Origin of the sequence: Bacteroides acidifaciens (genome assembly GCF_024623065.1) — a bacterium.
GTDB classification, from domain to species: domain Bacteria; phylum Bacteroidota; class Bacteroidia; order Bacteroidales; family Bacteroidaceae; genus Bacteroides; species Bacteroides acidifaciens.
This window is the reverse complement of the sequence record NZ_JANJZR010000062.1, coordinates 1-26,805: the sequence shown is the minus strand read 5'-3', so window position 1 is coordinate 26,805 and position 26,805 is coordinate 1. Positions and strand designations below refer to the sequence as shown.

Annotated in this window: 13 protein-coding genes; 2 read left to right on the top strand and 11 right to left on the bottom strand. The window is 45.8% G+C overall.

The features are described from left to right. Nucleotides 1-228: 228 nt before the first annotated feature. Both NSB03_RS15240 and NSB03_RS15235 read right to left on the bottom strand, forming a co-directional pair. Nucleotides 229-1,101 (bottom strand): alpha/beta hydrolase, encoded by an 873-nt coding sequence (locus NSB03_RS15240; protein WP_074635906.1) that lies wholly within the window; start codon nucleotides 1,099-1,101, stop codon nucleotides 229-231. Nucleotide 1,102: 1 nt separating this feature from the next. Continuing rightward, on the bottom strand, nucleotides 1,103-2,980 hold the full coding sequence (locus NSB03_RS15235; RefSeq protein ID WP_024987998.1) for a sialate O-acetylesterase: 1,878 nt from the start codon (nucleotides 2,978-2,980) through the stop codon (nucleotides 1,103-1,105). Nucleotides 2,981-3,297: 317 nt separating this feature from the next. Here NSB03_RS15235 and NSB03_RS15230 point away from each other — a divergent pair, with 317 nt between their 5' ends. After that, entirely contained in the window at nucleotides 3,298-5,730 is a 2,433-nt protein-coding gene (locus tag NSB03_RS15230) for a glycoside hydrolase family 95 protein (protein ID WP_024987997.1), read from the top strand. 207 nt (nucleotides 5,731-5,937) lie between these two features. Further along, nucleotides 5,938-9,957 (top strand): hybrid sensor histidine kinase/response regulator transcription factor, encoded by a 4,020-nt coding sequence (locus NSB03_RS15225; RefSeq protein ID WP_257466492.1) that lies wholly within the window; start codon nucleotides 5,938-5,940, stop codon nucleotides 9,955-9,957. A 21-nt stretch (nucleotides 9,958-9,978) separates the two neighbouring features. On the opposite strand, the gene NSB03_RS15220 is transcribed toward NSB03_RS15225, so the two are convergent. From NSB03_RS15220 to NSB03_RS15180, 9 genes are all read right to left on the bottom strand, one after another. Then, entirely contained in the window at nucleotides 9,979-11,364 is a 1,386-nt protein-coding gene (locus tag NSB03_RS15220; RefSeq protein WP_024987996.1) for a glycoside hydrolase family 43 protein, read from the bottom strand. A gap of 7 nt (nucleotides 11,365-11,371) precedes the next feature. Beyond that, nucleotides 11,372-13,297: a sialate O-acetylesterase gene (locus NSB03_RS15215; RefSeq protein WP_024987995.1), complete on the bottom strand. Its 1,926-nt coding sequence runs from the start codon at nucleotides 13,295-13,297 to the stop codon at nucleotides 11,372-11,374. Nucleotides 13,298-13,319: 22 nt separating this feature from the next. Beyond that, nucleotides 13,320-15,278, bottom strand: coding sequence for a cellulase family glycosylhydrolase (locus tag NSB03_RS15210; RefSeq protein WP_257466491.1), 1,959 nt, complete (start codon nucleotides 15,276-15,278; stop codon nucleotides 13,320-13,322). Between the two features lie 102 nt (nucleotides 15,279-15,380). Then, nucleotides 15,381-17,564 carry an endo-1,4-beta-xylanase gene (locus tag NSB03_RS15205; RefSeq protein ID WP_242357431.1) on the bottom strand — a complete coding sequence of 728 codons (2,184 nt, stop codon included), beginning with the start codon at nucleotides 17,562-17,564 and terminating at the stop codon, nucleotides 15,381-15,383. 37 nt (nucleotides 17,565-17,601) lie between these two features. Then, nucleotides 17,602-18,669, bottom strand: coding sequence for a DUF5627 domain-containing protein (locus NSB03_RS15200; RefSeq protein WP_257466490.1), 1,068 nt, complete (start codon nucleotides 18,667-18,669; stop codon nucleotides 17,602-17,604). A 44-nt stretch (nucleotides 18,670-18,713) separates the two neighbouring features. After that, on the bottom strand, nucleotides 18,714-20,471 hold the full coding sequence (locus NSB03_RS15195; RefSeq protein WP_120465705.1) for a RagB/SusD family nutrient uptake outer membrane protein: 1,758 nt from the start codon (nucleotides 20,469-20,471) through the stop codon (nucleotides 18,714-18,716). A 44-nt stretch (nucleotides 20,472-20,515) separates the two neighbouring features. Beyond that, complete coding sequence (locus NSB03_RS15190; protein WP_024987993.1) at nucleotides 20,516-23,326, bottom strand: SusC/RagA family TonB-linked outer membrane protein; 2,811 nt, start codon at nucleotides 23,324-23,326, stop codon at nucleotides 20,516-20,518. Between the two features lie 31 nt (nucleotides 23,327-23,357). Beyond that, the gene (locus tag NSB03_RS15185) at nucleotides 23,358-25,259 is read right to left on the bottom strand and encodes a RagB/SusD family nutrient uptake outer membrane protein (RefSeq protein WP_136014149.1); all 1,902 of its coding nucleotides are present in this window, start codon (nucleotides 25,257-25,259) and stop codon (nucleotides 23,358-23,360) included. A gap of 14 nt (nucleotides 25,260-25,273) precedes the next feature. Further along, nucleotides 25,274-26,805, bottom strand: a 1,532-nt coding sequence (locus tag NSB03_RS15180) for a SusC/RagA family TonB-linked outer membrane protein (RefSeq protein ID WP_503597341.1), incomplete at its 5' end; no start/stop codon positions are given.

The following is a 26,805-nucleotide window of genomic DNA, read 5'->3' as shown; positions in this document are numbered from 1 at the left end:
CAGTTTTGAGAGTTGCTTTCGAGTATACTTTCTGTTGTTGTGAGGAGCATGACGGAGACTATGTGACGAATAAAAACAGGTCGGTAAAGCCTATCTAACATCATCTCAGGAAAATTTAAACAGGCTCTTAGTTATTTTTAAGCAAGAGAAAGAGATAAAAGCTGCATATTGACGAGTTATTGTCAGCGATAGTATTTTGGGTTATTTCCGTATAAAATAAAACAAAAATCACACCCCCATAAACCGACTAATAAAAGGCAAACAAATATAGAGAGCCGAATGCCAATATTCCCAAGTATGCCCTCCATCGCGCACACGAAACTGACAGGGGATATCAGCCTGCCTCATTGCACGATAAAATTCAATATTACGGTCGAGTAAGAAGTCATCATCACCACAATCTACAAACCAAGCTACACTGCGCAGTTCATTCTTCCGTTCTTCATCTGCCCCGGTAACATATTTCACACAACTTTTTTCTATAACCGAACGAGTCAGAACAGCCAATTTACCATTCGGATCATTAAAGCGGGCGGCCCCTTCTTCCGGAATATCCATTAATGCACTCATTGCATAGACTGCACAAAAAAGTTCCGTATGGCGTTGCCCATAACAAGTAGCTCCGCCACCACCCATCGAAAGTCCTGCTACAGCCCGATTCCGTTTATCACCTATCACACGAAAACGTTTCTCTACATAGGGCAGAAACTCCGTAAAAAAGAATGTTTCATACGCCCAACCCGGCATATCGAAATACCCATTCTGAAATATATTCGGATCTCCTCCCCCCGCATCGGGGCAGACAATAATCATTTCACAAGCTTCACCGCTGGCCGTAAGACAGTCCATCACGTCTTTTACGTGCCCGCGGTTCATCCATACATCATTTTTTTCCCACATACCATGCAACAGGTAGAGCACAGGATACATTTTCTTTTTATCCTGTTCGAAACTCTTAGGAAGATAAACAGTATACGCACGCTTTGCTTTTAATACGTCACTGTAGAGCGTATCTGTCATCACTCTACTCTGATAGTTTGTTTGTGCATATAACGACAAGCAACAAACTGATACAATAAAAAATAAAATCACCTTCTTCATATTACCAATTATCTGTTCTGAAAGGAGAAGCCAGCAATCCTTCTTTATTACAAAGATTAGCTTCTTCCGGATTATCACTCCAAGCATATCTGACAGCCACCGGTTTTGCTACGTCTTTGCTGCTAACGATTATCCTACCGCCTTTAATAACAGCATTCGCCCAAACAAACTTTCTGTCTTCGCCTGCAATGGCAAAGTGCTTTAACACTCCTTCCTTGCTGGTGAGCCCACTGCCTGTTTCCGTAAATGTCAGGATGATTTTATCACCTTCTATCTTCATCTCTTTATAAACAGGTCCCGAACTTACCAACTTTTCCCCATAAGCAACCTTACGAGCCCCCAAGAATAACCTGTGCGCTACAGCTTTCTTATTCAACGGGTGAATATCATTCCATTCTCCCACATCATAAGTTACCGCCAATGTAGTATGAGGCACATTCATAGCAATTTGCAACTGTGCTTCCCGGAGCCTTGCCCAACCACCATCCGAAGGCTGCATCTGCTTCTTCATAAAGTTAGGTAACTGAACCAATAAAAAAGGCATCTCCGGCATTTCCCAAAGTTCCCTCCAGTTAGTAATCAATGATTCCAACAATGTGGCATATCCCTGCGGATGTCCAGCGTTAGTTTCGCCCTGATACCAAATTGTTCCCTTGATTTTATAATCTTTAATCGGATAAATCATTCCATTATAAAGTCCCGACCCCGCAGACTTTAAGTTAGCCAGTCGTTTAACATACTTCCCTGCTTCATTCAGGTTCATGCCGACTCTATACTTCCAAGTACCGACCAAATTTATTTCCGCCTCATCGCCGACTATCTTATATGGTTTCTCTTCCACAAAACCACCGTTAGCCGAATTAGCCGTCAGTTTCACTGTTATATTATTCCTCCCTTCACGCAAAACGCCTGCCGGAATGTTATATTTGCGCGGTGGATACATATACGCTGTGGAACCGACAAAACATCCATTCACAAAAACAGAGTCGCTGTCTATAAGTGTCCCCATATACAACTTCGCATGCCTACCGACCATAGAAGCAGGGACCTCAAAGTCTTTTCTGTACCACACCACACCGTTTACATCCATTCCGTTTGTTCTCCAATTACCCGGAACCTGTATCGTCGACCAATCAGAATCATCAACATCGGTTGCCATCCATTTACCGGCTCCCTTATCTCTCCTGACTAATCGCAAACTATCCAATGCCTCTCTGTCAATGAGCAATTGTGGAAATTCTTTCAGATGTTCCTGGCTAATCCAACTTTCTATGGCGGAACCTCCAAGGCTAGAAACAAGCATCCCCACAGGAACTCCATATTTTTGATACGCTTCCTGCGCAAAGAAATAGGCTAATGCAGTCCAGTTCATCACTTCAGAAGCAATAGCCGAATGCCATACAGCGTTACCGGCAATCGTTTCCTTTAAATCTTCTACTGAGTTTTGAGTAGGTACTTTATAATGACGGATCATATGGTTATTCGACACATTAATCTCGGGAAATATATCTGTCAGGCGCGAAATAGGCGTCTCCTGATTTGATTGCCCGGAACATAGCCAAACATCTCCCACCAAAATATCACGAATAATGAGCTCGTTCACTTCCATCACAAAAGGACCTCCCGCCTTTTGAGGAGGCAACATTACCGACCATTCACCTTTCTGATTCGCCTCCGTATCATAATGCTTGCCTTGAAAACGTACAGTGACCTTCTCACCGGAATCCGCCCACCCCCAGATTTTCAATTCCGTATCACGTTGCAACACCATTTTGTCACTGACTAATCGAGGAAGCCGTATAACAGCAGAAAGAGGTTGCGCAATCAATGTGACTGCCAACACCATCAATAGTATGAATGCATTTTTTACAGTAATCATAATTATCATAATGTGTTTTATCAGTTATGTAAGACACCCGTTTAATACTTCCACTTTCCAAACAGATATTGCAAAAGTACGTTGCTCTCGCACAAAAAGCAAAAAAATCTCTTCCCCAATAAGCCGTATGTAACATACATCATAGTATTGGTAACACAAACACAGGAAGAGGCAACCTACGAACAAAAAATCCGATACATCTTTTATGCTTTCATAACAAATAAATAATCTATCTTTGTAACACATAATCCGACCGATTTGAGCAAAGACTTTCAGATCATGAGAAACCCATATTAATTCCTATACAAATGTACAATATGAATAGAAACACACTCTTCCTGCTATTCCTGTTAACAAGTCATTTAGTTTCAGGACAAAATTTGAAACTTTGGTACAGCCAACCGGCACAGAACTGGTCGGAAGCTCTTCCTATCGGCAATTCCCGCCTTGGGGCGATGGTATATGGAGGAACCGAGCGTGAAGAACTGCAACTGAATGAAGAAACGTTTTGGGCAGGCTCTCCTTATAACAATAATAACCCGAATGCAGTACATGTCCTCCCTATTGTGCGCAAACTGATATTTGAAGGAAAAAACAAGGAAGCACAAAGGCTCATTGATGCCAATTTTCTAACCCGGCAACACGGAATGAGCTATCTGACATTGGGAAATTTGTACCTGGAGTTCCCCGGACATAAGGATGCCACCGGATTCTACCGCGACTTGAATCTGGAAAATGCAACAACTACCACCCGCTATCAAGTGAATGGTATAAACTATACCCGCACTACTTTCGCCTCATTCACGGATAATGTCATCATCATGCACATCAAGGCGAGCCAACCCCATGCGCTAAATTTCAATGTGTCATACAACTGCCCATTGAAATATGAGGTCAATGCTCAAAATAACAAACTGACTATCACCTGTCAAGGAAAAGAACAGGAAGGTTTGAAAGCCGCACTACGCGCAGAATGTCAGGTTCAAGTGAAAACAGATGGCACTCTCCGCCCGGCAGGAAATACGCTCCAAATAAATGCAGGGACAGAAGCCACCCTTTATATATCGGCAGCAACCAACTACGTAAACTACCAGGATGTCAGTGCCGATGAATCCCAACGGACCAGCGAATATCTGAAAAGAGCGATGCAAACACCTTACGAAAAAGCTTTCAAAAACCATATCGCTTATTATAAAAAACAATTTGACCGTGTACGCCTTACATTACCTTCAGGCAAAGCTTCCCAACTGGAAACTCCCAAACGAATTGAAAACTTCGGGAATGGGGAAGACATGGCAATGGCAGCTCTACTTTTCCATTATGGACGTTATCTGCTGATTTCATCTTCACAACCGGGTGGACAACCGGCTAATCTGCAAGGAATATGGAATAACAGCACACATGCCCCGTGGGACAGCAAGTATACCATCAACATTAATACAGAAATGAACTATTGGCCGGCAGAAGTCACCAATTTAAGTGAAACACATGGTCCGCTATTCTCCATGTTGAAAGATTTATCTGTCACAGGAGCAGAAACCGCCCGAACCATGTATGATTGTCGGGGATGGATGGCGCATCACAATACTGATTTATGGAGAATCTGTGGTGTAGTCGATTTTGCCGCAGCCGGAATGTGGCCTAGCGGCGGTGCATGGTTAGCTCAACATATCTGGCAACATTACCTCTTTACCGGAGATAAAGAATTTCTAAAGGAATATTATCCGATACTGAAAGGAACCGCACAATTCTATATGGATTTTCTGGTGGAACATCCAGTATATAAATGGTTGGTAGTGTCTCCTTCCGTGTCACCGGAACACGGTCCCATCACGGCAGGTTGCACCATGGATAACCAGATTGCCTTTGATGCGCTGCATAATACCTTATCGGCTTCATACATCGCAGGTGAAGCCCCCTCTTTCCAGGATTCGCTCAAACAAACACTGGAAAAGTTGCCACCTATGCAAATAGGAAAACATAATCAACTACAAGAATGGCTGGAAGACATTGACAATCCCAAGGACGAGCACCGTCATATTTCACATTTGTACGGGCTATATCCGAGTAATCAAATTTCTCCATACTCCAATCCCGGGTTATTCCAGGCAGCAAGAAACACATTGCTGCAACGCGGTGATAAGGCTACCGGTTGGAGTATCGGCTGGAAAGTCAATTTCTGGGCACGCATGCTGGATGGAAACCATGCCTTCCAAATCATCCAAAATATGATTCAACTATTGCCCAACGATCAATTGGCTAACGAATATCCGAACGGGCGCACCTATCCCAATATGCTGGATGCCCATCCGCCTTTCCAGATTGACGGTAATTTCGGTTATACAGCCGGAGTAGCGGAGATGTTGCTCCAAAGTCATGACGGTGCCGTACATTTATTGCCGGCATTGCCTGATGCATGGAAAGAAGGAAGTGTGAAGGGGCTGGTGGCACGTGGAAACTTTACCGTCGATATGGACTGGAAAAACAAGGTGTTAAATAAAGCGATCATCCGATCGAATATAGGCGGTACGCTCCGCATCCGGTCTTATGTCTCACTGAAAGGGAAAGGCTTAAAACAGGCAAACGGGAAAGAGTGCTCAAATAGATTATTTGCCGCCACTCCTATCAAGCAACCTCTTGTAGCCAAAGGGGTAAGTGCGCAATCTCCCAAACTGCAGAAAGTTTATGAATATGACATCGAAACAAAGCCCGGTAAAACCTATGTTGTAAGTAACATCAGTTCGATATAAGTTCGCCCGCATGGCTTCCCCTCCTTCGGAAAGGAGGGGTGTCCGAAGGACGGGGTGGTAGGTCAATCTTTTCTCATGTTACATTATTTACCAACGATGTTACAACATCCGATTGTACCCCCAAGGCCTAATGAAAATATTCATCTTTTATTAGGTTATATGTAGGTTTTTAGTTTTCTTTGTGCTACCAACAACGATCTATAAACTATGAGAAATGTATTCACTTTTCTATTATTATTGTTTTCTTTGTTATGCAACGGACAATCTCCTAAGTTATTCACTACTGACAAAGAACTCTCCAGCAGTCTGATTAATCAAATATATCAAGACCGGAACGGTTTCATTTGGGTTGCAACAGAAGATGGTCTGAACCGTTATGACGGTGCTAAATTTACCATATACAAACATGAGCCCGATAACGAACATTCATTAGCCCACAATTTTGTTCGTACTGTTTTTGAAGACAGCAAGGGTCATTTGCTTATCGGCACATATATAGGGATTCAAATGTATGATCCGGCCACGGACAATTTTACTCCACTTGCCAAATGGGAAGATACCGGAGAAACGCTTGAAAGCAACATTAATTCTTTCATCGAGCGAAAAAACGGAGAGATATGGGTATCCGGAAATGTATTGTACAAGCTGGACATCAAAGACCATCTGTTGACTGTCCGAAAAGCCGATATCGCAGTCACTTCACCCGGAAGTCTGTTTGAAGATAAAAAACAAAATGTATGGATGGCAAAAGGGGAAGAAGGAGTATATCAACTCACTCCCGACAATCAGCTCACGCTACACTTGTCTAAAGACAACGGATACGTCAAAAGTATATGCGAGGACCAGCGAGGCAACATTTATGCAGGAAGTATACGAAAAGGACTATTCATTTACGATAAAGAACGTAAAACCTTTGTTCCAGTCGATTTGAAAGAGAAAGGAGAACTCCCTGTTTGCTTCCTTTATTCCGGTATACCCAATGAATTGTATATCGGCACTGACGGCAAGGGAGTAGTCATTTATAATATCCAGACACACGAAATCTCCGAATACAAGTTTGACAATAATTATTTCGATTCGGGAAACTCGAAAATACACTCCATCCTAAAGGACAATTCGGGCAACTTATGGCTAGCTGTTTATCAGAAAGGAGTCATATTAATTCCGGCCCGCACCAACAGCTTTAAGTATATCGGACATAAATCAACAGATAAAAATTGCATCGGTTCCTGTTGCATTACTTCATTCTGTAAAGATAATAACGGGACTCTATGGGTAGGAACGGATAACGACGGTATTTATGCCCTTACGGAAAAGCTGGAGCCGGCCAAACATTTCTCACACACCGCCCATCCTCATTCAGTACCCTCAACTGTTATTAAATTGTACGAAGACTCCGAACACAATATGTGGGTCGGGTCCTTTATCAACGGTATGGGAAAGCTGAACAAACAGACAGGACTGTGCGATTACCAATACAAACTTGTAGATAAGAACAACAACTATATCCAACGTGTATACGACTTCGCTGAAGATAAAAACAAACGTCTTTGGATTGCGACAATGGGATTCGGTTTGTTCTACTACGACCTGAAAACGAAAGAATTTACCTCCGTACAATCTCAGACATCTCTCATCAACGAATGGATAGGTTGCCTGCACTATTCCGATGATAATAAACTGTATGTCGGAACTTACGACGGCGTCAACTGTATAGACCTCGACAGTCCTGATTTCCAAAGTCATAAGATACTCTCACAAAATGTTATTTATTCAATCTTTGAAGATGCCGACGGAGTTGTCTGGTTGGGCAGTTCCGAAGGATTATCCGGTTGGAATAAAAAAACGAAAGAACTAACCACTTATACGACTGCCGACGGATTGCCCAGTAATACAATATATGCCATACAAGGAGATGGAAAAGATTTTCTTTGGATAAGCACCAATGCCGGAATTTCCCAATTCCAAAAGAAAAACAACAAATTTATCAATTATTATGTCAGCGACGGATTACAGGGAAATGAGTTCTACAAGAATGCCTCCTTCAAAGATAAACAAGGCATTATTTGGTTTGGCGGAATGAATGGTATCACCTATTTCAATCCGCAAGACATTATCAATCCGGCAAAAACATGGAATATCCGGATTACCGACTTTTTCCTGCATAACAATCCGGTTAGAAAAGGAATGAAATCCGGTATCCACAATATTATCAACTGCCCCGTATTCAACGCAAAAGAGTTTTATCTATCTTATAAAGACAATGTGTTCAGCATCGAGTTTGCCACTCTGGAATTGAATGCCCCCGAACACATCAACTACCTTTATTCTATCAACGATGAAAAATGGATTAGCCTGCCCAAAGGTGTAAACCGTATCTCATTCAGCAATCTGAAACCCGGCACCTATAACTTTAAAATCAGAGCAAAAGACAACACTGTGTATTCAAATATAAAGGAAATCACCATCTTTATATCTCCTGCATGGTATGCTTCATGGTGGGCCAAAGTTATCTACTCCTTATTATTACTGACCATTATATTTATCATAATTCTTCAGATCAGACATCGGTACAGAATGCATCAGGAAATGCTGCAACATATCCATGCCGAACAAATCAATGAAGCAAAACTGCAGTTCTTTATCAACATCTCTCATGAGATACGCACTCCGATGTCTCTAATCATCAGTCCTCTACAGAAACTGATTAAGAATGAGGAGAACAATGAACGCCTGAAAATATACCATATTATCTACAGAAATGCGGAACGTATTCTGAATCTTGTCAATCAGCTAATGGATATTCGGAAAATTGATAAAGGACAAATGTTCCTGATGTTCCGGGAGACCAATATTATTCCTTTTATAGAGGATTTATGTACCACGTTCGGTCAACAGGCAAATACAAAAAATATCCGGCTGCAACTTCACAGTACGCTCCCGGAACTGAATGTATGGGTAGACACAGGTAATTTTGATAAGATTATCCTGAATATTCTGTCTAATGCCTTCAAATTTACTCCCGAAAAAGGAAACATAGATATTACCATCCGTACGGGAGAAGACAATACACTGCCCGATCCCTTGAAACAATATGCCGAAATAATTATCGCGGATACCGGAACAGGCATCGATGAACAGGAAAAAGAACGTATCTTCGATCGTTTCTATCAGATACGTAACAGCCAACAGAATCCGAAAGGCGGAACAGGAATAGGATTACATCTGACTCGTTCATTAGTGGAATTACATCATGGAATTATCTATGTAGAAAATAATAAAGAACAACCGGGTTGCCGTTTCATTATCCGATTACCGTTGGGTAACAAGCATCTACGGCCTGAAGAAGTTGACAACAATGAGCAAAAGGTAACTGTAGCCGCCCCAACTGTTCCTGTCATCTCTCCCATTATAGAAAATGAGGAAGAAAAGAAAGTCAGGGTAAAAACTAAATATCACGTATTAATTGTAGAGGACGACGAAGAAATCCGAAATTATATAGCGCAGGAGTTTGGAGACAAATTTCATATCATGGAAAGCCGTAACGGTAAAGAAGCATTAGAGCAAATATTTAAAAAGGCTCCGGATTTAGTCATTAGTGACATCATGATGCCCGAAATGGACGGACTTACCTTATGCCGGAAAATCAAGCAGAATGTAAACCTCAACCATATCCCAGTCATTCTGCTTACTGCGAAAACGAGGGAAGAAGACAACCTTGAAGGTCTGAATACAGGGGCCGACGCCTATATCATGAAGCCATTCAATATCGAAATCCTGCAAAAGACGGTAGAAAATCTGATTAATATACGGCAGCAGTTACGCAAAGTATTTGCAGGTCAGCAAAATCAGGAGAACAAGGTTCAGAAACTGGAAGTGAAATCACCCGATGAAAAGTTGATGGAACGTGTCATGAAAGTGATCAATGATAATATAAGCAATCCGAACTTGACCATCGAGCAGATTACCAACGAGGTAGGCATAAGCCGCGTGCACCTGCACCGCAAACTCAAAGAACTCACCAACCAGACAACGCGTGATTTTATACGCAACATACGATTGAAAGAAGCCGCACGCTTACTGTCTGAAAAGCAGCATACAATCTCCGAGATTGCTATGCTGACAGGCTTCAACGACCCGAATAATTTTTCGACTACATTTAAAGAGCTATACGGAGTTCCGCCTTCCATGTATATGAAAGAGCAGTTGAGTAAAAAGGAAGAGTAACCCAACTGCTCTCTGGCATGTTTATCTGTTAAACTTGTACCAATCAAAGTTAAACAGTTTGCAGCCTTTACGGCCTTTGAATACAAAATAAATATCTTGTATTCCTGTGACCGGTTTTAGCATATCAGCCTGCAATGTTTTCCAGCATTCCCAACCGCCCGTTGAAGGAATAGTCAGTTCTGCCATTAATGGTCCGCTTATACTGTCTGTACGTACTTCAAGTGTCCCGCCACGAAGAGCACTGGCAACGGTAGCAGTGAACCGTTTGGGGGATTTATTGCCGAAATCCACCTCACGTACCTTTATATAATCTCCATTATGAATTTCAGATATATATATACCGGTTTTCGCATTGGGTTCGGACTTCACACCTTCAGAAAAAGCGATTGTTTCAGCTTCCACCCTTTCGTAAGGATTGAGCGTGCCTACCGGTGACACCCCTTCCCGGGTAGCATTAATAATCGGGAAAGTGCCGTCAGCGTTATACTTAAATTGCTCCACCGCCGCACTTCGCCCGAAGCCTCCACCACCCGGCAGCTTACCCGTATGATAGAAGAAATAAGAATTGCCTTTATAGTCTATCACTCCACAATGGTTAGTAAACGAGCCCGTATCTTGTAAAGGCATGATTTCTCCCATATACTTCCACGGACCAAGAGGTCCGTCGCTCATGGAATAGGCAATATGTTCGGGGACACCTCCGGCAGCATAAAGAAGATAATATTTTCCTTCCCGTTTATGAAGCCATGGACCTTCTGTATAAGTATCTTTATACTTAACACCTTTGACACGCTTTTCCGGATTGGGTGCACCAAAGCTCTCAACAGTCTGTTGCAGTTTGCCCACTTCACCTTTCAAGGAAATCATATCTTCATTCAATTCCGCATAATAGATATTCGGATTTCCCCAATACAGATAAGCACGACCGTCATCATCTATATATACGGTAGGATCTATATAATCCCAGCTCCCGTCATAAAGGGGTTTACCGATGGCATCCTTAAAAGGACCGACAGGTGAATCGCCTACCGCCACACCGATTGCCATCGTATTGGTCAGTTTAGAGTGCAAACAGACATACCAATAAAATTTACCATTGCGTTCGATGCACTGTGCCGCCCAGGCACGGTCGTCCGCCCAGTCGAATGATTCGATGGCAAGAGGAGAGCCATGGTCAGTCCAGTTCACCATATCTTTGGTAGAATACACGCGCCATTCCTGCATCCAGAAAAAATCAGCCTTATCTTCATCATGTCCTGTATAGACATACAATGTGCCATCATGCACCATAGGGGCAGGATCCGATGTATAACAGGTTTGCACAAACGGATTTTGCGCTCCTGCCCCATGAGGTAGAGCACCTCCAAGCAGCAATAATGCCGCCACAAGTTTTGCTTTCAAATTCATATCCTTTTCAATGTTTAAACAAGTGTGGAACAAACTCTTTCAGACAGCGTCTCCATGTGAGCCATTCGTGTCCGGTGCCTTGCGATTCATAATAAGCCACGTTGATGCCCAGTTCGCGGAGAGACTTTACCAACTGCTTCGTGCCCATCTGTTCGTCCGTTCCGCAGCCGAGGAAGAGATAATGCACTTTCTTGTTGAACTTACCTGCATCGGCAAACACACCGTCGAAGCACGTTTTCACGTCCAGCCCGAAAATCGCCCCGCTAAACCCACCGATGTAGGAGAACATGTCGAGACGCGGCAACGCTGTTTGGAACGTCTGGTGTCCTCCCCACGACAAGCCTGCCATCGCACGGTGTTCGCGGTCGGTCTTGGTGCGGAATGTACGGTCTATCATCGGAATGAGGTCTTTCAGAATGACATCATAGAAAGAAGCACCGTAAAGCGCACGCTCTTCGTTCACATCTTTCCCCGGACGCGGCACGAAGGGAGTCTCCACATCTCCGCTATCCATCACCACAAGCATGGGCACGCACTTGCCAGCGGCTATCAGGTTGTCCATGATGTAGTGCATATATCCCTGGGTGCTCCAGCCGGTTTCATCTTCTCCCATGCCGTGCTGCAAGTAAAGCACCGGATAGCGTTTTTTGGGGTGAGACTCATACTCTGCCGGTGTGTACACCATGCAACGACGAAACTCTTTCTTCGCTTCTGAATAGTAGGTGCAGGAGCGCACTTGCCCGTGCGGCACTTGCTGCGGGCGGTAGTAATCGCCCTCCGCCCCTTCGGGTATCTCGATGCCGCTCGCCATGCTGCAACAACCGAAGAAGGTACACGAAGAGGGATCTACCACCCTGAATCCGTCTACCAACAAGAAATAATAGTGGAATCCCACCGGCAGCGGGTCGGTCTTCACGCTCCACCAGCCGTGCTCGTCCATTGCCATCTCATACTTCCTGCCGCAGACGTCTGCCTGCAAGCGTTTCACATCGGGAGCATAGCAACGGAAATAAGCACGGTTGTCCTTGTCGACACGAGGGAAGTCGCTGCCGTGCATATTGGTGGGGGCTGCCACTGTGTGCTTCCACACATCATCGGGCGAAGGAAGTTCAATGCCCATCAGGTGGAGTGCCTGTGCCGCATAGCGGCGTCCCAGCACCCGGTAACCGGCAGCATCGAAGTGAAGATGGTCGGGAGCGCAGCTCAACCCCTTGGAGGAGACAATAGCGCAGTTCTTTATCACCTGCGGCAGCATAGCAATTACCTCGTTCATGCTTGCACAAACACCACCGTGGTCGGCATTCACCACTTCACCGGCAATCAGAGGCACCTCGTCAGCCTGCAGATGGAGGTCAGCCAGCAGGTTGTCATATACGCTCTTCACCTTTTGGGGCCACTCCTTGTCACCGGTGTTCGACTCACCCTGATGCAGAAGTATCCCTTTTATCACACCGCTTTTCTGTGCAATGCGTGCCATCTCCACCAAACGGGTATACGGGTCGTTGTCATACTCTTTCAGCGTGTTCACCATCCAGTCGGGAGCTGTTTTGATATACTCCCCGCATTTGTCTTTCTGGAAAAGCTCGATCCGGCACCCGCCTATCGCCACGTGTACCACTCCGATGCGCACATGCGGGGGCAAGTTTTCTACCAAGGTCCGTCCGAAATAATCAGCCGGTGTCAGCCCGGTGTTCGGACGACACAGCGGAGCGCGGGCGGGATACCATTCGCCTTTCACGCGTCCCAACTCTTTATTGTCTACCGCCGCCAACACTTGGAAGCGTGCATCCACCAGCGTATCTTGTGCTTCATAGCGGGCATTGCCTTCCATGTTGGACTGCCCCAGGCACAGATAAATGTAAAAGTTTGCATCCTGTGCAACCGCGCAAAGGCTTGCACACAACAAACAACTCAACAATAAAAACTTCTTCATTTACTATCTTTCTATATTATATTTATTCCAACTTTATGCTGCTTATCACAATCGGTTTGCCACCATTCGACCAGAATCCGACAATGTAGAGGTGCGATGGATCTACCCTATTGCCATCAACATCTTTCATCTGCTGCAAATCTACCACTACGCTGCGTGCCTGTCCGAAATCGTAGGTGGCGGGCTTCGACCAATAGTTGTCCTTGTCAAAAAGGCGGAAAGAGACACCGCACTCGTTGTCGTTGCCCAATTCCACGGTAAGCCTCCGATAGCCCGACAAGTCAAGTCCGCCGGGGTATTTCCATCCGCCAAAGCCCCATGCGCCTGTCACCAAGGTGCGGGTCGTTTCGTCAAAGGTACCTTCTTCCCATATCGAAGGGTCAAACACGTCTTCCGTCAGCACAAAAGGCGAAACCACCGTCACCTGCAATGTCTGTTGCATGCTGTTTCCCGCTGTTGTGCGGTAAGTCACCGTTACCGTAGCATTACCTGGTGCCACCGCCACCAGTTTGCCAGTCGGCTCCACCTTCAGCACTTGTTCGTCCGAGCTATTGATAGTCGCTTCGGCAGTCACCATTCGCGAGGTGCCATCTTTATACACTGCCTTTACTTTCAGGTAGTGCACTCCTCCCATCTGCAACGAGCGTGTCGCCTGCTCGCCCATCAGTTCCAATCTCTCGGGCTCGCCATTGACGGTCACTCCCTCGGCATACTCCTTGAACCAATGATACATTGCCCACGGACAGGCTTCGGGGTCGTTGAGGAATGTATAGTTGCCCTCTGTACCCGGCACGTCCTTAAACGCTGCCAGCTCGTGGCTTCTTGTAGTGAAAAAGAGCCACGACACATTTCCTGCATTGTCGGCTATATACTTGAAGTTGGCGCCGAAACCCTTGCCACCAGCTTCGCCTGTGATGCTTTTTCCCCAAGTGGCATCGTATTTCAAAGGTGCCCAATCTATTTCCGTCACCATGATGGGGGCAATCGCCGCCACCGGACCTACTTGCTTATCCCATCCGCGCTGGAAGGACTCGTAGCCGCCACCGGTGGAAGAGCCGATTCCCTCGCCACTGTCTTTTTCGGCATCGCTGCCATACCATCCGGGATAGCAGTGCACCGCAAAGCCGATGTTATCGCCCTCGATGCGGTGGGTGGCATATCCGGCATACTGCGACTGGTAGGCCAAGCCCGGCACCCAAATGATATTACGGCAATGGCTTCTTATCTTGTCTACAATGGACTGGAAGTAAATCTTTGCATTGGCAAAGCAGGCATCGGAGGTGCTGCCATAGGCTCCGTCGGTCCCTTTGATGTTGACCGGCTCATTGGCTAGTTCGAACATGATGTCCGTATTGTTCTTCACTTTGGGGTGTTGCGAAACAATGTTCCACACGTTAAGCAGGAACTGTTGATAGCTATCGCCCACCTCTATTCCCTGATAAGGAGCTTCGTTGGGGCATACCCCGGGCGGGCGCATCACCACATACATTCCCTTAGATACGAAATACTCCGCCATCGGCACAAACAGTTCGTCGAGATACTTGCGGAAACGGGTTTCGGAAAAGCGTTCGTGTCCTTCGTATCGCACAAACGGCTTTGAAGTATCATCACTCCAATAAGGGTCGAGATGCATCCGCACGAAGTTGAACTTCCATCCGGCAGCCACAATCCCGTCTACCATACGTTTGTTATAGCTAAGACACGACTGCACATCGTAGTTAGTCCATGCGTTGTCGTTAAAAAAGGGGCTGTAGGTCTGTGTAAATCCATGAAGATTGACCGTCTCGCCCTTTTCGTTTTTAAGGTAGCGCCCCTCTACGTGCAACACCGGCAACTGATGATAGTCTTTCTCCGGAGCCGGTTCGTCCTTGGGTGTTTCCGGTTCGGCAGGAATCTCCGGTTGTATGGGAAGAGAGCTTTCGTCCGAGCAAGACGCCAAAGCCAAGCCTATCCACGCCAGCAAATAAATGATCTTTTTCATATATGATGTTGATGTTACATAATAGTTGTTGCAAAAATATGCATTAAAACAATAAAGGCAGCGGATACAATTCGCCCCGCTGCCTTTTCTTATCAATCTCTATTATTTACCAGCCAATCCGTCTGCAAAACCGGCATAAGTATGCTTACGGTTGTAGTTGGAATCCCATAAGCCTACAGGTTCACCGCCACGCCAGTTAGAATCACCGGGGGCACCAGGAGCATCGGTAGCACACCACTGCGTGATGCCGTATTGCTGTGCCACAGGAATAATCTCGAAGTATTTCTTCACGATAAACTTATAATATTCAGCCATCGCCTTATGTTGTTCTTCGGTCATATCCTTTGTCAACACCGCAGTGCCGCTTTCATCCACATATCCCATATCCAGCTCGGATACTTTCACGAGTTTACCACTCTTGGCTAAGATTTCAAACATATTCACTACACGTTCTTCTTGCTTCTGCTGGTCAGCAGCATTGGCGCGATAAGTCACGTGCATTTGTGTACCGATACCGTCAATCTTTGTCACACCGTCAGATTCCCACTTCTCTATCCAGTGTACCAAGCTCTTGGCTTTATGATTGTCATATTCCAAATTGTAATCGTTGATGAAAAGTTTGAGAGGTTTAACACCACCGTTTTCTGCATAATATTTACGGGCGGCAGCTACAACAATACGAGCATAATCTTCACTACCCAAGTAATCTTGCCAGTAGAAATTATTGGCTGCATTAGCACCTGCATTAGAAGCAGACTCCAAGACATAGAAACCTTCACCGTCATTGCCACCACCTGAAATAGCTTCGTTCACTACATCCCAAGTAGTCACGTAACCACCGGTAGCTTTCATCATTCCTTCAATCCAATTGTTCATTGCCAAAGTAAGCGCTTCTTTTTTCTCTTCGGGAGTAAGAGGAATAGAACTGGCCGATTTTTCATAAAATATATCGATATCATCCATAAAAATAGTCCCTCCATATGCACCGACACTCCATATTAAACGCAATGCTTCTTCACCATTACAGGTCGTTTTAACAGTTATTTCCTTCCATTCCGTAGTAATCGGTATATCCGGGAAATTACCACAATTAGGATACCCCTTATCGGGGTCAGGATTCTGAAAAGCTAACCCAATATTGCCTGCTACAGTTCCTTTTATCTTCAACGATACACTATATGTCTGTCCGTTTTCGAAAGGAACTTTCGTTTCATGACATATTTGTTTTTTCCAGCTGTCAGTCGGATTAGAAGTTTCTATGACAAACACCCCATCTTCAACTTTTAGCGTCATACCGTCTCCCCATCCAGGCAAAGGAGTACCATTTTGAAAATCATAAGACGCCACACTGACAGGTATCATAACTGCTGCGTCTCCCGGTGTAGGTATAATTGAATAAGAATGCGCATGCCAACTTGGTTTAGACCAATTAGAAGGCAAACTTCCTTCTTCAAAAGTTCCGTTCTTTATCATATTTTGCTCAGAACCTTTTTCAACCAGCACCATGTCATCAAACCAAAGATCTCCTCCAAACTGTCCGAAACTGAATAACAAACGAGAACAATCACTATTAGGTGTAAATTCAATACTTATTGTGCTCCACGTAGTTCCGGCTGAAATCTGTGGTATGCCATAATGTGTATTACCAGCATTCGGTGTTTCTATCCAAAGTGGAAATGTCACAGCTGATGAAGCCTTGGTTTTCATAGAGAATACATAAGTTTTCCCTTGTAAAAGAGAAGATTCCAAATCATAGATATTTTGCCAATCCCATGGATTCGCCTTCGCTTCAGGAGTATTGATATGCAAGCAATTTCCTTCTCCTACAGCGGGCGGCAATTCTTTGTCTTTAATCAAAGAATTCAAATACTTATTATTCTGCTGTGCGTGCCAAGCCAACGTATGTCCATATATAGTAATTCCGGCAGCTTGGGCGGCAGTGACAAATTTATCCACAGTTTCGAAATTCATCTCCCCTTTATCGTTCACACACGAAGCATATTTCATCGCGTTGCCTGCGGTCACTTCGTCGAAGTTGGCTTCCGCTAAACGAAACACCAACCCTCCTTCGATAAATTCGTTGGCTGCCAACGCTAATCCCAATTTAAAATCGGGATTAGCTGCACGGTCTATGTACGATTTCAGCGGGGCATAATCATTCAGATACTCGTATTGCGCTATCGACTCCGGTTTTGCCACCGTGACATCGGCAATCTCGGTATCCACGCAAGAAGCCAGCAAAGCTGCTACCAACGTGCCCCATACCATATTATTTTTTCTATTCATCTTCATGTAGTTTTTTTTGAATTGTTTAGATTGCGGTTCACTTCAACTTCACGTTAAAAGTTTCGAATTTGCTCTGTCGGTCACGTGACACCAGCGCGTCTGTGCTGCTACATTTGGCAGTACCCATTTCACCGGTCACAGCATTCAACACATAAGGTGCATAGGTCACTTCATAGGTCAGTTCGAACAGGTCGCGGTCTTTGTCGCCCCACGCTTTCTTGGCACCATGATAAGTCCACTTGCCCGAACCGCTTGCCTGAGCCCCCGGCGTGTCGGTAGTGATGGAGCAATTGCCGTTGTCGTCAACCGTTATCACCAAGTCCATTGTCAACGTTTGCTTGGAAGCTTCGCCTTTGTCATTCACCACATCCACCGAAAGCGAAAGAGGATAACGCACTTTGTTGAGGGCAATAGTTCCCAATGTACGTAAGTCTGCTTTCTCTATATTCTGCGGGTTACGGTTAAGCGTAGAAGTGTTGCCATTAATGTCGAGCTGGTCCGTGCCACGACTCAACCAAGTGCCCTCATACTTGTTTTTGTAGGTCACCCCATAAAGCGCATAGTCTTTGGGAAGCACGTCCCAGTCTGCCGCATTCAAGCGATTGGGAGACTCAACTTTAGGTTTGCCCGACAAGATAGAGTCTGAAGCCTGTGCTAACCGTACCGGAATGACATAAGTGAGTTCGGGCGCAAGAGGATCGTTGAAGAAGGCATCGGTCAACTGTATGTCCATACGTCCGTAAATGTCTCCTTTGGGAAATACCACTTGTTCCGAAGAATAGGTATAATACTCCTTAGGCATTGGACGTATCGGCTCGCCATTATCGAAATAAGCATTGGCACACAAACTTTCATCGATAACAATCTGTGCCGTGCGCTCTTTGCGGTTTGACCACACACCGCCCAATGTAGCGATGATCTGCATCCGATATTCATTGTCTTGTTCGGTAGGATATACATCTTCGCCCAATGTGATGGTGCGTATAGGAGTCTGAGTAGCAAAACTGATGGTCTGATATTCGTAGTCGTCGAATTCTTTGTCTCCGTTTTCACAGCCGGCAAACAACAAGCCAAGGACCATGCATTTCATTATTGTCTTATTCATAATCATAGTATGCTTTAGCATTTTATTAAATTTACACTATCGGTTTACCAACCCTGATTCTGTTTCAGTTCGTCATACTTAAGAACTTCCGAATAAGGAATAGGACCGTAATACATATACTCACTGAACGAGCGTTTGTCTACCTCCATCGGAGTATAACGGGTTCCACTGATATTCATCCCTTTGGCAGCTTCGGTCAGATTGCTCTTCCAACGGCGCAAATCCCAGAAACGGAAACCTTCGAAACAAAGTTCGATGCGACGTTCGTTGCGGATAAGTTCCGCCATCTTCGCCTGATCGTTCTTGATGGATTCCAAGTAAGCATCACCATTGTCGAGACCGATGCCGGCACGGTGGCGCAACTTTTTCATCACGTCATAAGCAGAATAGCTGTTGCCGCCCTTATTTTGCGGACCGTACGCCTGATTTGCCGCTTCGGCATACGCCAAGAATATCTCGGTGTAGCGGATGCGCGGTGTATAATGATACTGGTCGGCTTTCGCATTCGGGTCGAGGCTGATGTCCTGACGCAACAGTTTGCGCAGATAATATCCGGTACGGGTAGAACGTCCTACCACCTTGTTCAGCGCATCATTGGTAGTTCCGTCGGCTGCCGTAAAGATTTCCTTATTCGTATTGCCTGCCTTGCCACCATTATAGAGAATGTATGCTTCCAAACGCGGGTCACGGTTAGCGTACGGAAGATTTTCATCATATTCACCGGACTGATGAGACACCGGATAACCGTTCAGCATCGGGAATGCATCCACCAGATTTTGAGTTGGGTTGATACGTCCGTTACCGTAGAGTGTAGGCGGGAAGTTATCTTCTTCGAGCGAGAGGGATTTGGCACGTTCACCACGCCACAGAATTTCAGCAGGTGATTCGGTAGGGCTAAGGTTTTCAATATCGTCCGCATTGCAATACCATGTCCATCCGGTAGGATCCATACCGTCTACCCCTCCGATATGATTCAGTACCTTTGCAGCACTGGCAGCAGCCGTTTTCCAATCAACGCCTGACTGGTCGCTATATGCCGGACTGGCAGCGAGCAAATCCGCTTTTGCCACAAACGCTTCCACCACCTTGCCGGACATACGACCGATAAAGTTTGCACCAAACACACGGGTGACTTTGCTTTGGTCTGCTCCTGCATATTTAGCAGACAAGCGTTGCATTTCCGCTGCATCACCATATTCCCAAGGCAATCCTTCGAGTGCTAACCGGGCATCTTCTTTCAACGCCTTCATGCAGTCTACAAATGTGCTGCGTGGCACATTGAAGTTGGATCCGGCAGCTTCCGGTTCAGTCAAGATAGGCACCCCCATCAACACACCGTCTTCGGTATAGCCCGCATGGGCTTCGAGAAGGTAATACATATACATGGCACGCAAGCCATAGGCTTCCGCTTTCTCACGGTCGCAGAACATCTGCGCCACCACTTCGTCTTTCGCCCATTTCACCTTGTCGGCATTGGCAAGGAAAAGATTGATGTACTGTATGGCAGAACGGCAGGAAGTCCAACGGTCGGCAGGATTGTTGTTTGCCGTCCACATGCCGGAGGCTATTTTACGCCAGCTGTTTTCCGCATCATTGCTCACAGCATCATCGGTAGCCACGTCGTTGAAAGAATAGCCTGCGCAGGGTATGCGTGTATAGGCATTTGCCAGTATTCCTTCGGCATATTGCGAATTCTCGTACATATATTCCAGTCCGAGGTTGTTCTCGATAGCCGGTTCGAACAAGTCATCGCATCCGGTCAGACAAGCGGCAAAGGCACATATTGTTATAATTTTCTTCATGACTTATTTATTCTATATTTTTATATTCTACAACGAGAGACCCATCAAAAGTCTACCTTTACACCCAGTGCGTACGAACGGCATTGGGGAGAAGTCCCTACATTCATCTCCATATATTTACGCTCCTTCGCCAAGGTCAACAGGCTTGTTCCGTTGGCATAGATTTGTAAACCTTTCACAAGTTTGCCTTTCAGCATGGCAGCCGGGAAGTCGTAAGACAATTGAACACGGTTCAAATCGAAACGTGAAGTGTCATACAACCAGAAGTCGGAAGCTACAAAGTTCAGGTCGCCACCTTGTGTGGTGAGACGCGGGTATGTAGCGATATCTGCCGTCTTTTCCGTCCAACGTCCGCGAACCACTTCGGAATATTTGCGATCGCCATACACGTGCATATAACTGTTATCCTTCAGTCCTTTGCCGCCAAACGATCCGGTGCCTGCCACAAACAATGTGAATCCTTTGTACTTGGCAGTCAGGTTGAGACCCATCACCCAGGAAGCACCCCATTTGCCCAACACCACTTGGTCTTGCTCGTTGATGACACCGTCGTTGTTCTGGTCTACATACTTCAAATCACCGGGTTTGGTATTAGCATTCACCTTTGCTGAACTTTCCACATCGGCAGCGTCTTTGAAGAATCCGATGCATTGATATCCGCGCAAAGCATCAATCGCCTCACCTTCGGCTTTCAGCCAGTCATATTTCACATTCTCGTCCCATTTGGTGTTCTTAGAGGTGTAGTACATACCCACAAGTCCCACATTCCATTCAAAGTCGCCGTGCTTTTTGCCCACGTTTACACTCAAGTCCACACCTGTACGACGCTGGTTGTTCATGTTGATATAAGGACGCATGTCGGACTTCGGATAATAAGTCTGGAAATAAGACGGATAATTTTGGGGCTGCGCCAGCAATCCTTCGGTGTTGGTCATGAAGTAATTGGCATTGAGTCTCACCAATCCCTTCCAAAGAGAAGCATCCAGTCCTACCGTAAATTCCTTACGCTTGATGTAGCCGAGATCAGGGTTTCCACCTTGCAGGAAGTCGGTGGTCTGCATCGAGTTGTTTACCTCGCTCCATCCCCACCATGTACCTGCCTGTGTAAACTTAGTAGCATACATGTAGTAATCACTGATATCCAAATCCTGATTGAGCACACTATAGCCTGCCGTCAGTTTCAGGTTATCGAGCCAGTCGGCATCTTTGAGGAACCCCTCTTCGGAAAGACGCCATCCCAACGTAAACGAAGGAGAAAGCCCTATCCGGTTGCCTTCGGGCAATTTAGCGGAATGAACCGCTGCCATGCTGAGATCGGCGTAATATTTACCGGCATAGTTATAATCGAGTTGCAAACCCAAGTTGGCATTGCTGGTGCGATGGTAGGTACCTGAATAGGTCTGCTGGCTGCCTTGAGCTAACAACAATGCATTCACATGATGATTGTTAGCAAAAGTGTTCTGATAGCCGAACTGTGCAGAGAAATAAATGGTCTGATACGCCGTACTGCCTGATACGTTTTGTGTACCGGTATGCTTGTCCATATTGTACTTGGTCAATGAAGTAATACGGTCGCTTCCGAAAGCATTGTTCCAAGAGGCTTCATACACTGCATAATCGTCGTCGATAGAAGTGATGTAAGAAGTTCCGTAGTCTACGGAGAACTGTGTACGGAATGACAATCCTTTCAGCACCTTATACAAATCGAGGTTGATTCCCGCATCAAACTGGAAACGACGTGAAGTAGCTTTCTGATAACCGGACGCATACATGGCAGCAAAAGGATTAGTCATGTTCAACTGCGTACCTCCCAATAGATATTTGCCGTCAATAAGGTAATTGCTATTGTTTATCAACGTCCACGAAGCAGCATCGTTTTTATCGACAAACTCAATGGGAATGAAAGGTACAAGAGGCGCCGAACCGGGAGCAGTCGGACGTAACGTAGCCGAGTTGGCCCAGTAGTCTGCCTTATCGTGACGGGAATCGTAGAAGATAGCATTTGCATTTACCCAACCGCTGATCCAGTCGTTCATACGCAAATCCACATTACCGCGAATATTCAGGCGCGAGTTGCGGTTGTTCTTACTTTCACCGAAGTTGAGCAAGTCGTTGGAACTCTCGTAACCGATGTTCGTATAGAAGTTGGCGTAGCGTCCGCCCCCCGAAAACTCGGCCACTCCGTTATAGTCCTGACTTGTCTTCCGAATATAGTCGTCGGAAAAGAAGTTGATGTTCGGATAACGGTAAGGGTTACTTCCGCTTGCATAATTGTAAATCTGCTCATCCGAGAAAGCGGGATCCAACCCGTCGTTGCGCAACGCCTCGTTATACAACGTCATGTATTCGGCAGAAGCCAGATATTTAGGATAGCTTTTAGGCACATTGATACCGACATTGGCACGCGCACTCACCCGCAAGTCTTTATCGCATCCGCGCTTCGTGGTGATAAGGATGACTCCTTTCGCACCACGGCTGCCGTAAAGCACCACGGCTTGCGCTGCTTTGAGGAATGTGATTTGGGCTATTTCGGTAGGACGAATGTTGTTTGCCTCACGAGGGACTCCGTCTACCAATACCAATGCTTCGCCCATGTTCCATAATTGTCCGTTGTAACCTCCCACTAAAGATTGCATATTGTCGAGACTGTACAGCGAATAACTTTTATTAGTCAGTTCCTCTACATTGACGGACGAGACACCACCCATCAAATCCGCCCGGTCCACTGTGCGGAAAGCCACATTCACTTTCTGAGCCAATGTATCAGTCTTCTCCACATCCGTCTGAGCCATCAGCCCGGCAGAAGCAAACAACAGTCCGGCGCTAAGAATTATATTTTTATGAATTTGTTTCATGATATTCTATTTCGTTTAATAAGTCACTTGTTTACCATCCCGGATTCTGATAGAACTCCGGATACAAGGTCACGTCAGACAATTTCAGAGGCAACCAGTAATGCTTCTCCGTGAAATTACGCGTCACGATTACCCGATATGTATAGCCACTTACAGCTGTTTCCTGCGGATTCTCGGCAAGTTCGCCTACGCGTTGGAAATCGACAGCGGTCTTTTCGGTATAAGGTTTCTTGTCGATAAGCAGCCAACGACGCAAGTCAGTGAAACGGTGTCCTTCGTATGCAAGTTCTACCGCACGTTCACGGCGAATCTCACTGTTGAACAGATCGATTGAACCGGTATATTTGTCATTGACACCTTCTACTCCCGCACGTTTGCGGATGGTGTTGATTGCGGCCAGTGCTGTGAGCGTGCAGTTGGTTGACTTTCCTGTAGACGAGCCGGTAGCATTTGCCGCAGCTTCGGCATACATCAGGTAAATGTCCGCCAGACGCATATAGCTGCAATAGATATGCAACTGCGGACTCCATCCCCAGCCTTCATCCCATTTATTAGCTGTCACCGGAATAAATTTGCCGAGCAGGAATCCGGTACGGCTTCCGAACTGGTCGTCACGAGCGTTTCCGCCTGTATAGAGGGATGCAACGGCTAAGTCACCAACCTCCTTCGAATCCTTCTTTGCATCAGATACCATAGGCGAACCATCGAAGCGAATGTCATGATAGAAGCGCGGGTCGCGTCCTTTCCAAGGATGATTTTTGTCCCACTTGGATTCCTGGTCGTCGAGCGGCAATCCGTTTGCCATACCGTAATAATGCACATAGTTGGCTGTGGGCGAGAGTTGCGGATTGTTCTCCTTCTTATAACTAGCAGGCACAAACTGAAGAGCTAAACCAAAAGTAGAGTTCTGCCAGCCATCTGCCACCAATCCTCTGAACAATGCTTCTGTAGAACCTGGCATTTGAGCATTCTTTCCGTATGTGTAGAAGAGGTCGGAATAGTCCTCAAAGTCTACCAAACTATATTGCGTCTGTTTTTTCTCTACCAGCGTAAGCAACTCCCCGAACGCTTCGGCAGCCTTCCGGCAATATTCCTGATTGTAGGATTCGCTTCCTGTGGACACCTTGTTCATCAACGGGCTTCCTGCCCACAGATAGTTTTTGCCTAAATAGCCCAGTGCCATGATTTTGTTGATGCGCAGTTGGTTGTTTCCTTTCGTGCTCGGGCTGATAGATGTCTTGTCCCAATCAATAGGCAGCAGGTCGGCAGCCATCCGGAAATCATCGGCAGCCTTGTCAGCACATTCGTGATAGCTGAGTCGCGGCTCGTTGAATGTTTCGTTGGGAGGCAACACCTTATCAATATAAGGCAATCCGCCGAAATATTGTATCAGCATGAAATGGAACCACCCGCGGAAGAAATAAAGCTGTCCGGCAATGGCGTTCTTCTGTTCCTGCGTTGCATCGGTAAGCAGATCCAGATTTGCCAGTCCCATATTACATTTACGGATTCCGTACCAAGAAGCGGGCCACAAGTCGCGGTTCCATCTGAATCCGTCGTTCGGAGTAGTAAAGTCCAGATTCAGCGTTTTGCAATCCATAAATCCGGCTCCCCAGCCGTCGTGTTCAGCCTGCCATCCCCAAAAGTCGCCTTGGTCCACTTTATATCCCATGTGATAATTGCAGTCTACACCAATCACTTCGTCTTCACCCCAGTTCCAGGAGTTTGACCAGTATTGTTTGGCCATGTCGGGAATACAAGCATAAAGCTCTTCTACAAATCCCTGAAAATTGTGGAAGTCCTTAAAGGCATTTTCCGGAGTGACATCCGATTCGGGTGCCTTGTCCAGATAGTCGGTACACGAAGCAGCCGTACCCGCCAATCCGAGACTCAAACAAGCCATTACAGCATATTTTATAATGTATTTTTTCATAATTCGATGATGTTTTAGAGGTCAAACTTAATACCCAGATTGAAACGACGTACAGTAGGATAAGCACCTTGCGAAGCCAATCCCGTACCTGCAAAGTTCGATTCGCGGTCATCCGGCATACGCGACCATACCCAAAGGTTGTTTCCGTTCAGGAATATTTTAAATCTGTTCAATCCGATTTTCTTTACCCATGGTTGTGTAAAGGTATAAGCCACTTCAGCATTCTTCAGACGAATAAACGAACCGTCGTAATGGAAGCGAGTACCTTCATAATAGCTCGGAGTAGAATTGATACGAGGCATGGGAGCATCTGCATCAAAACGGTCTTTCGACCAGAATACGCCTTCGTCAAATACAGTATTCACGTTATTATGCAAGGAAGTAAAACCTACATAACGGTTGACATTGGTCACTCCATAGAATTGTACAAAGCAACTGAATCCCTTGTAATCGAATCCGATAGTGGCGTTGTACGTATTTTCGGGAGTACCCGTATAACCGTAGGGAGCACTGTCGTTGGCATCTACCACGCCATCACCGTTATAGTCCATAGTGATGTACTGTCCGGGCAATTTCTGATCGTTCATCGTATTGTGTGTAGGCATAGCGAATACTTCGTCCCACGTGTTGGCAAATCCTGCCGTAAGATGAGCGTGGTCTTGTCCGATGGCAAATCCTTCCGACTTCTGGTATGCAGGACGCAACACAGGGTCATCGTATTTGAGAATCTTGTTTTCAGCATGAGTCATATTGAAGTTACCCCACAGACGAAGACCGTTGTTCAATGTTTTGTTTACACGGAGTTCCAATTCATATCCTTTCGTACGCACACGTCCTAAGTTGGCAGCCGGGGCGGAAATTCCTAAATAACCGGGAGTGGCACGTTTGTCGCCGGCTACAAGAATGTCCGACCGCTTGTCATAGAAAAATTCCAAACTACCGGCAAGCAAACCATCGAAGAAAGCGTAATCAACACCTATATTCTGCTTCAAAGCTGTTTCCCAATGTACATCAGGATTACCTACTGTAGCTTCCTTGTACCAAGTGTAAGGAGATTCGGTACGATTGTTCAAACCGTGGAAAGACTTACCTCCATAAGCCCACTGTGTAGCATAGAGGAAACGAATACCAAGGTTGTCGTCACCTACCTCACCGACAGAATAACGTACTTTCAACATATCTACCCACTTGCGGAGAGGCTTGAAGAATTTTTCTTCGCTTATCATCCAGCCCAACGCACCTGAGTTAAACAACTCGAAACGATAGTCGGGACTAAACTTCTCGGAACCGTTGTATGCACCGTTGTATTCCAAGAAATAACGGTTGGCATAACTGTAAGTAGCGCGGAACGCCCAGTCTTCACGATAGTGAGGGAACTCGCTACCAGTGCTTCGTTCGGTACGGTTGAACACTCCCATGGCGCTGACATCGTGGTCGCCGAACTTACCGCTCCATGACAATTGTCCTTGATTTAAGTACATGACAAAAATTTGAAAACATCGAATTTTGGGGTATAAGTCGGACGCAGAAGTATTGTTGAAATCTC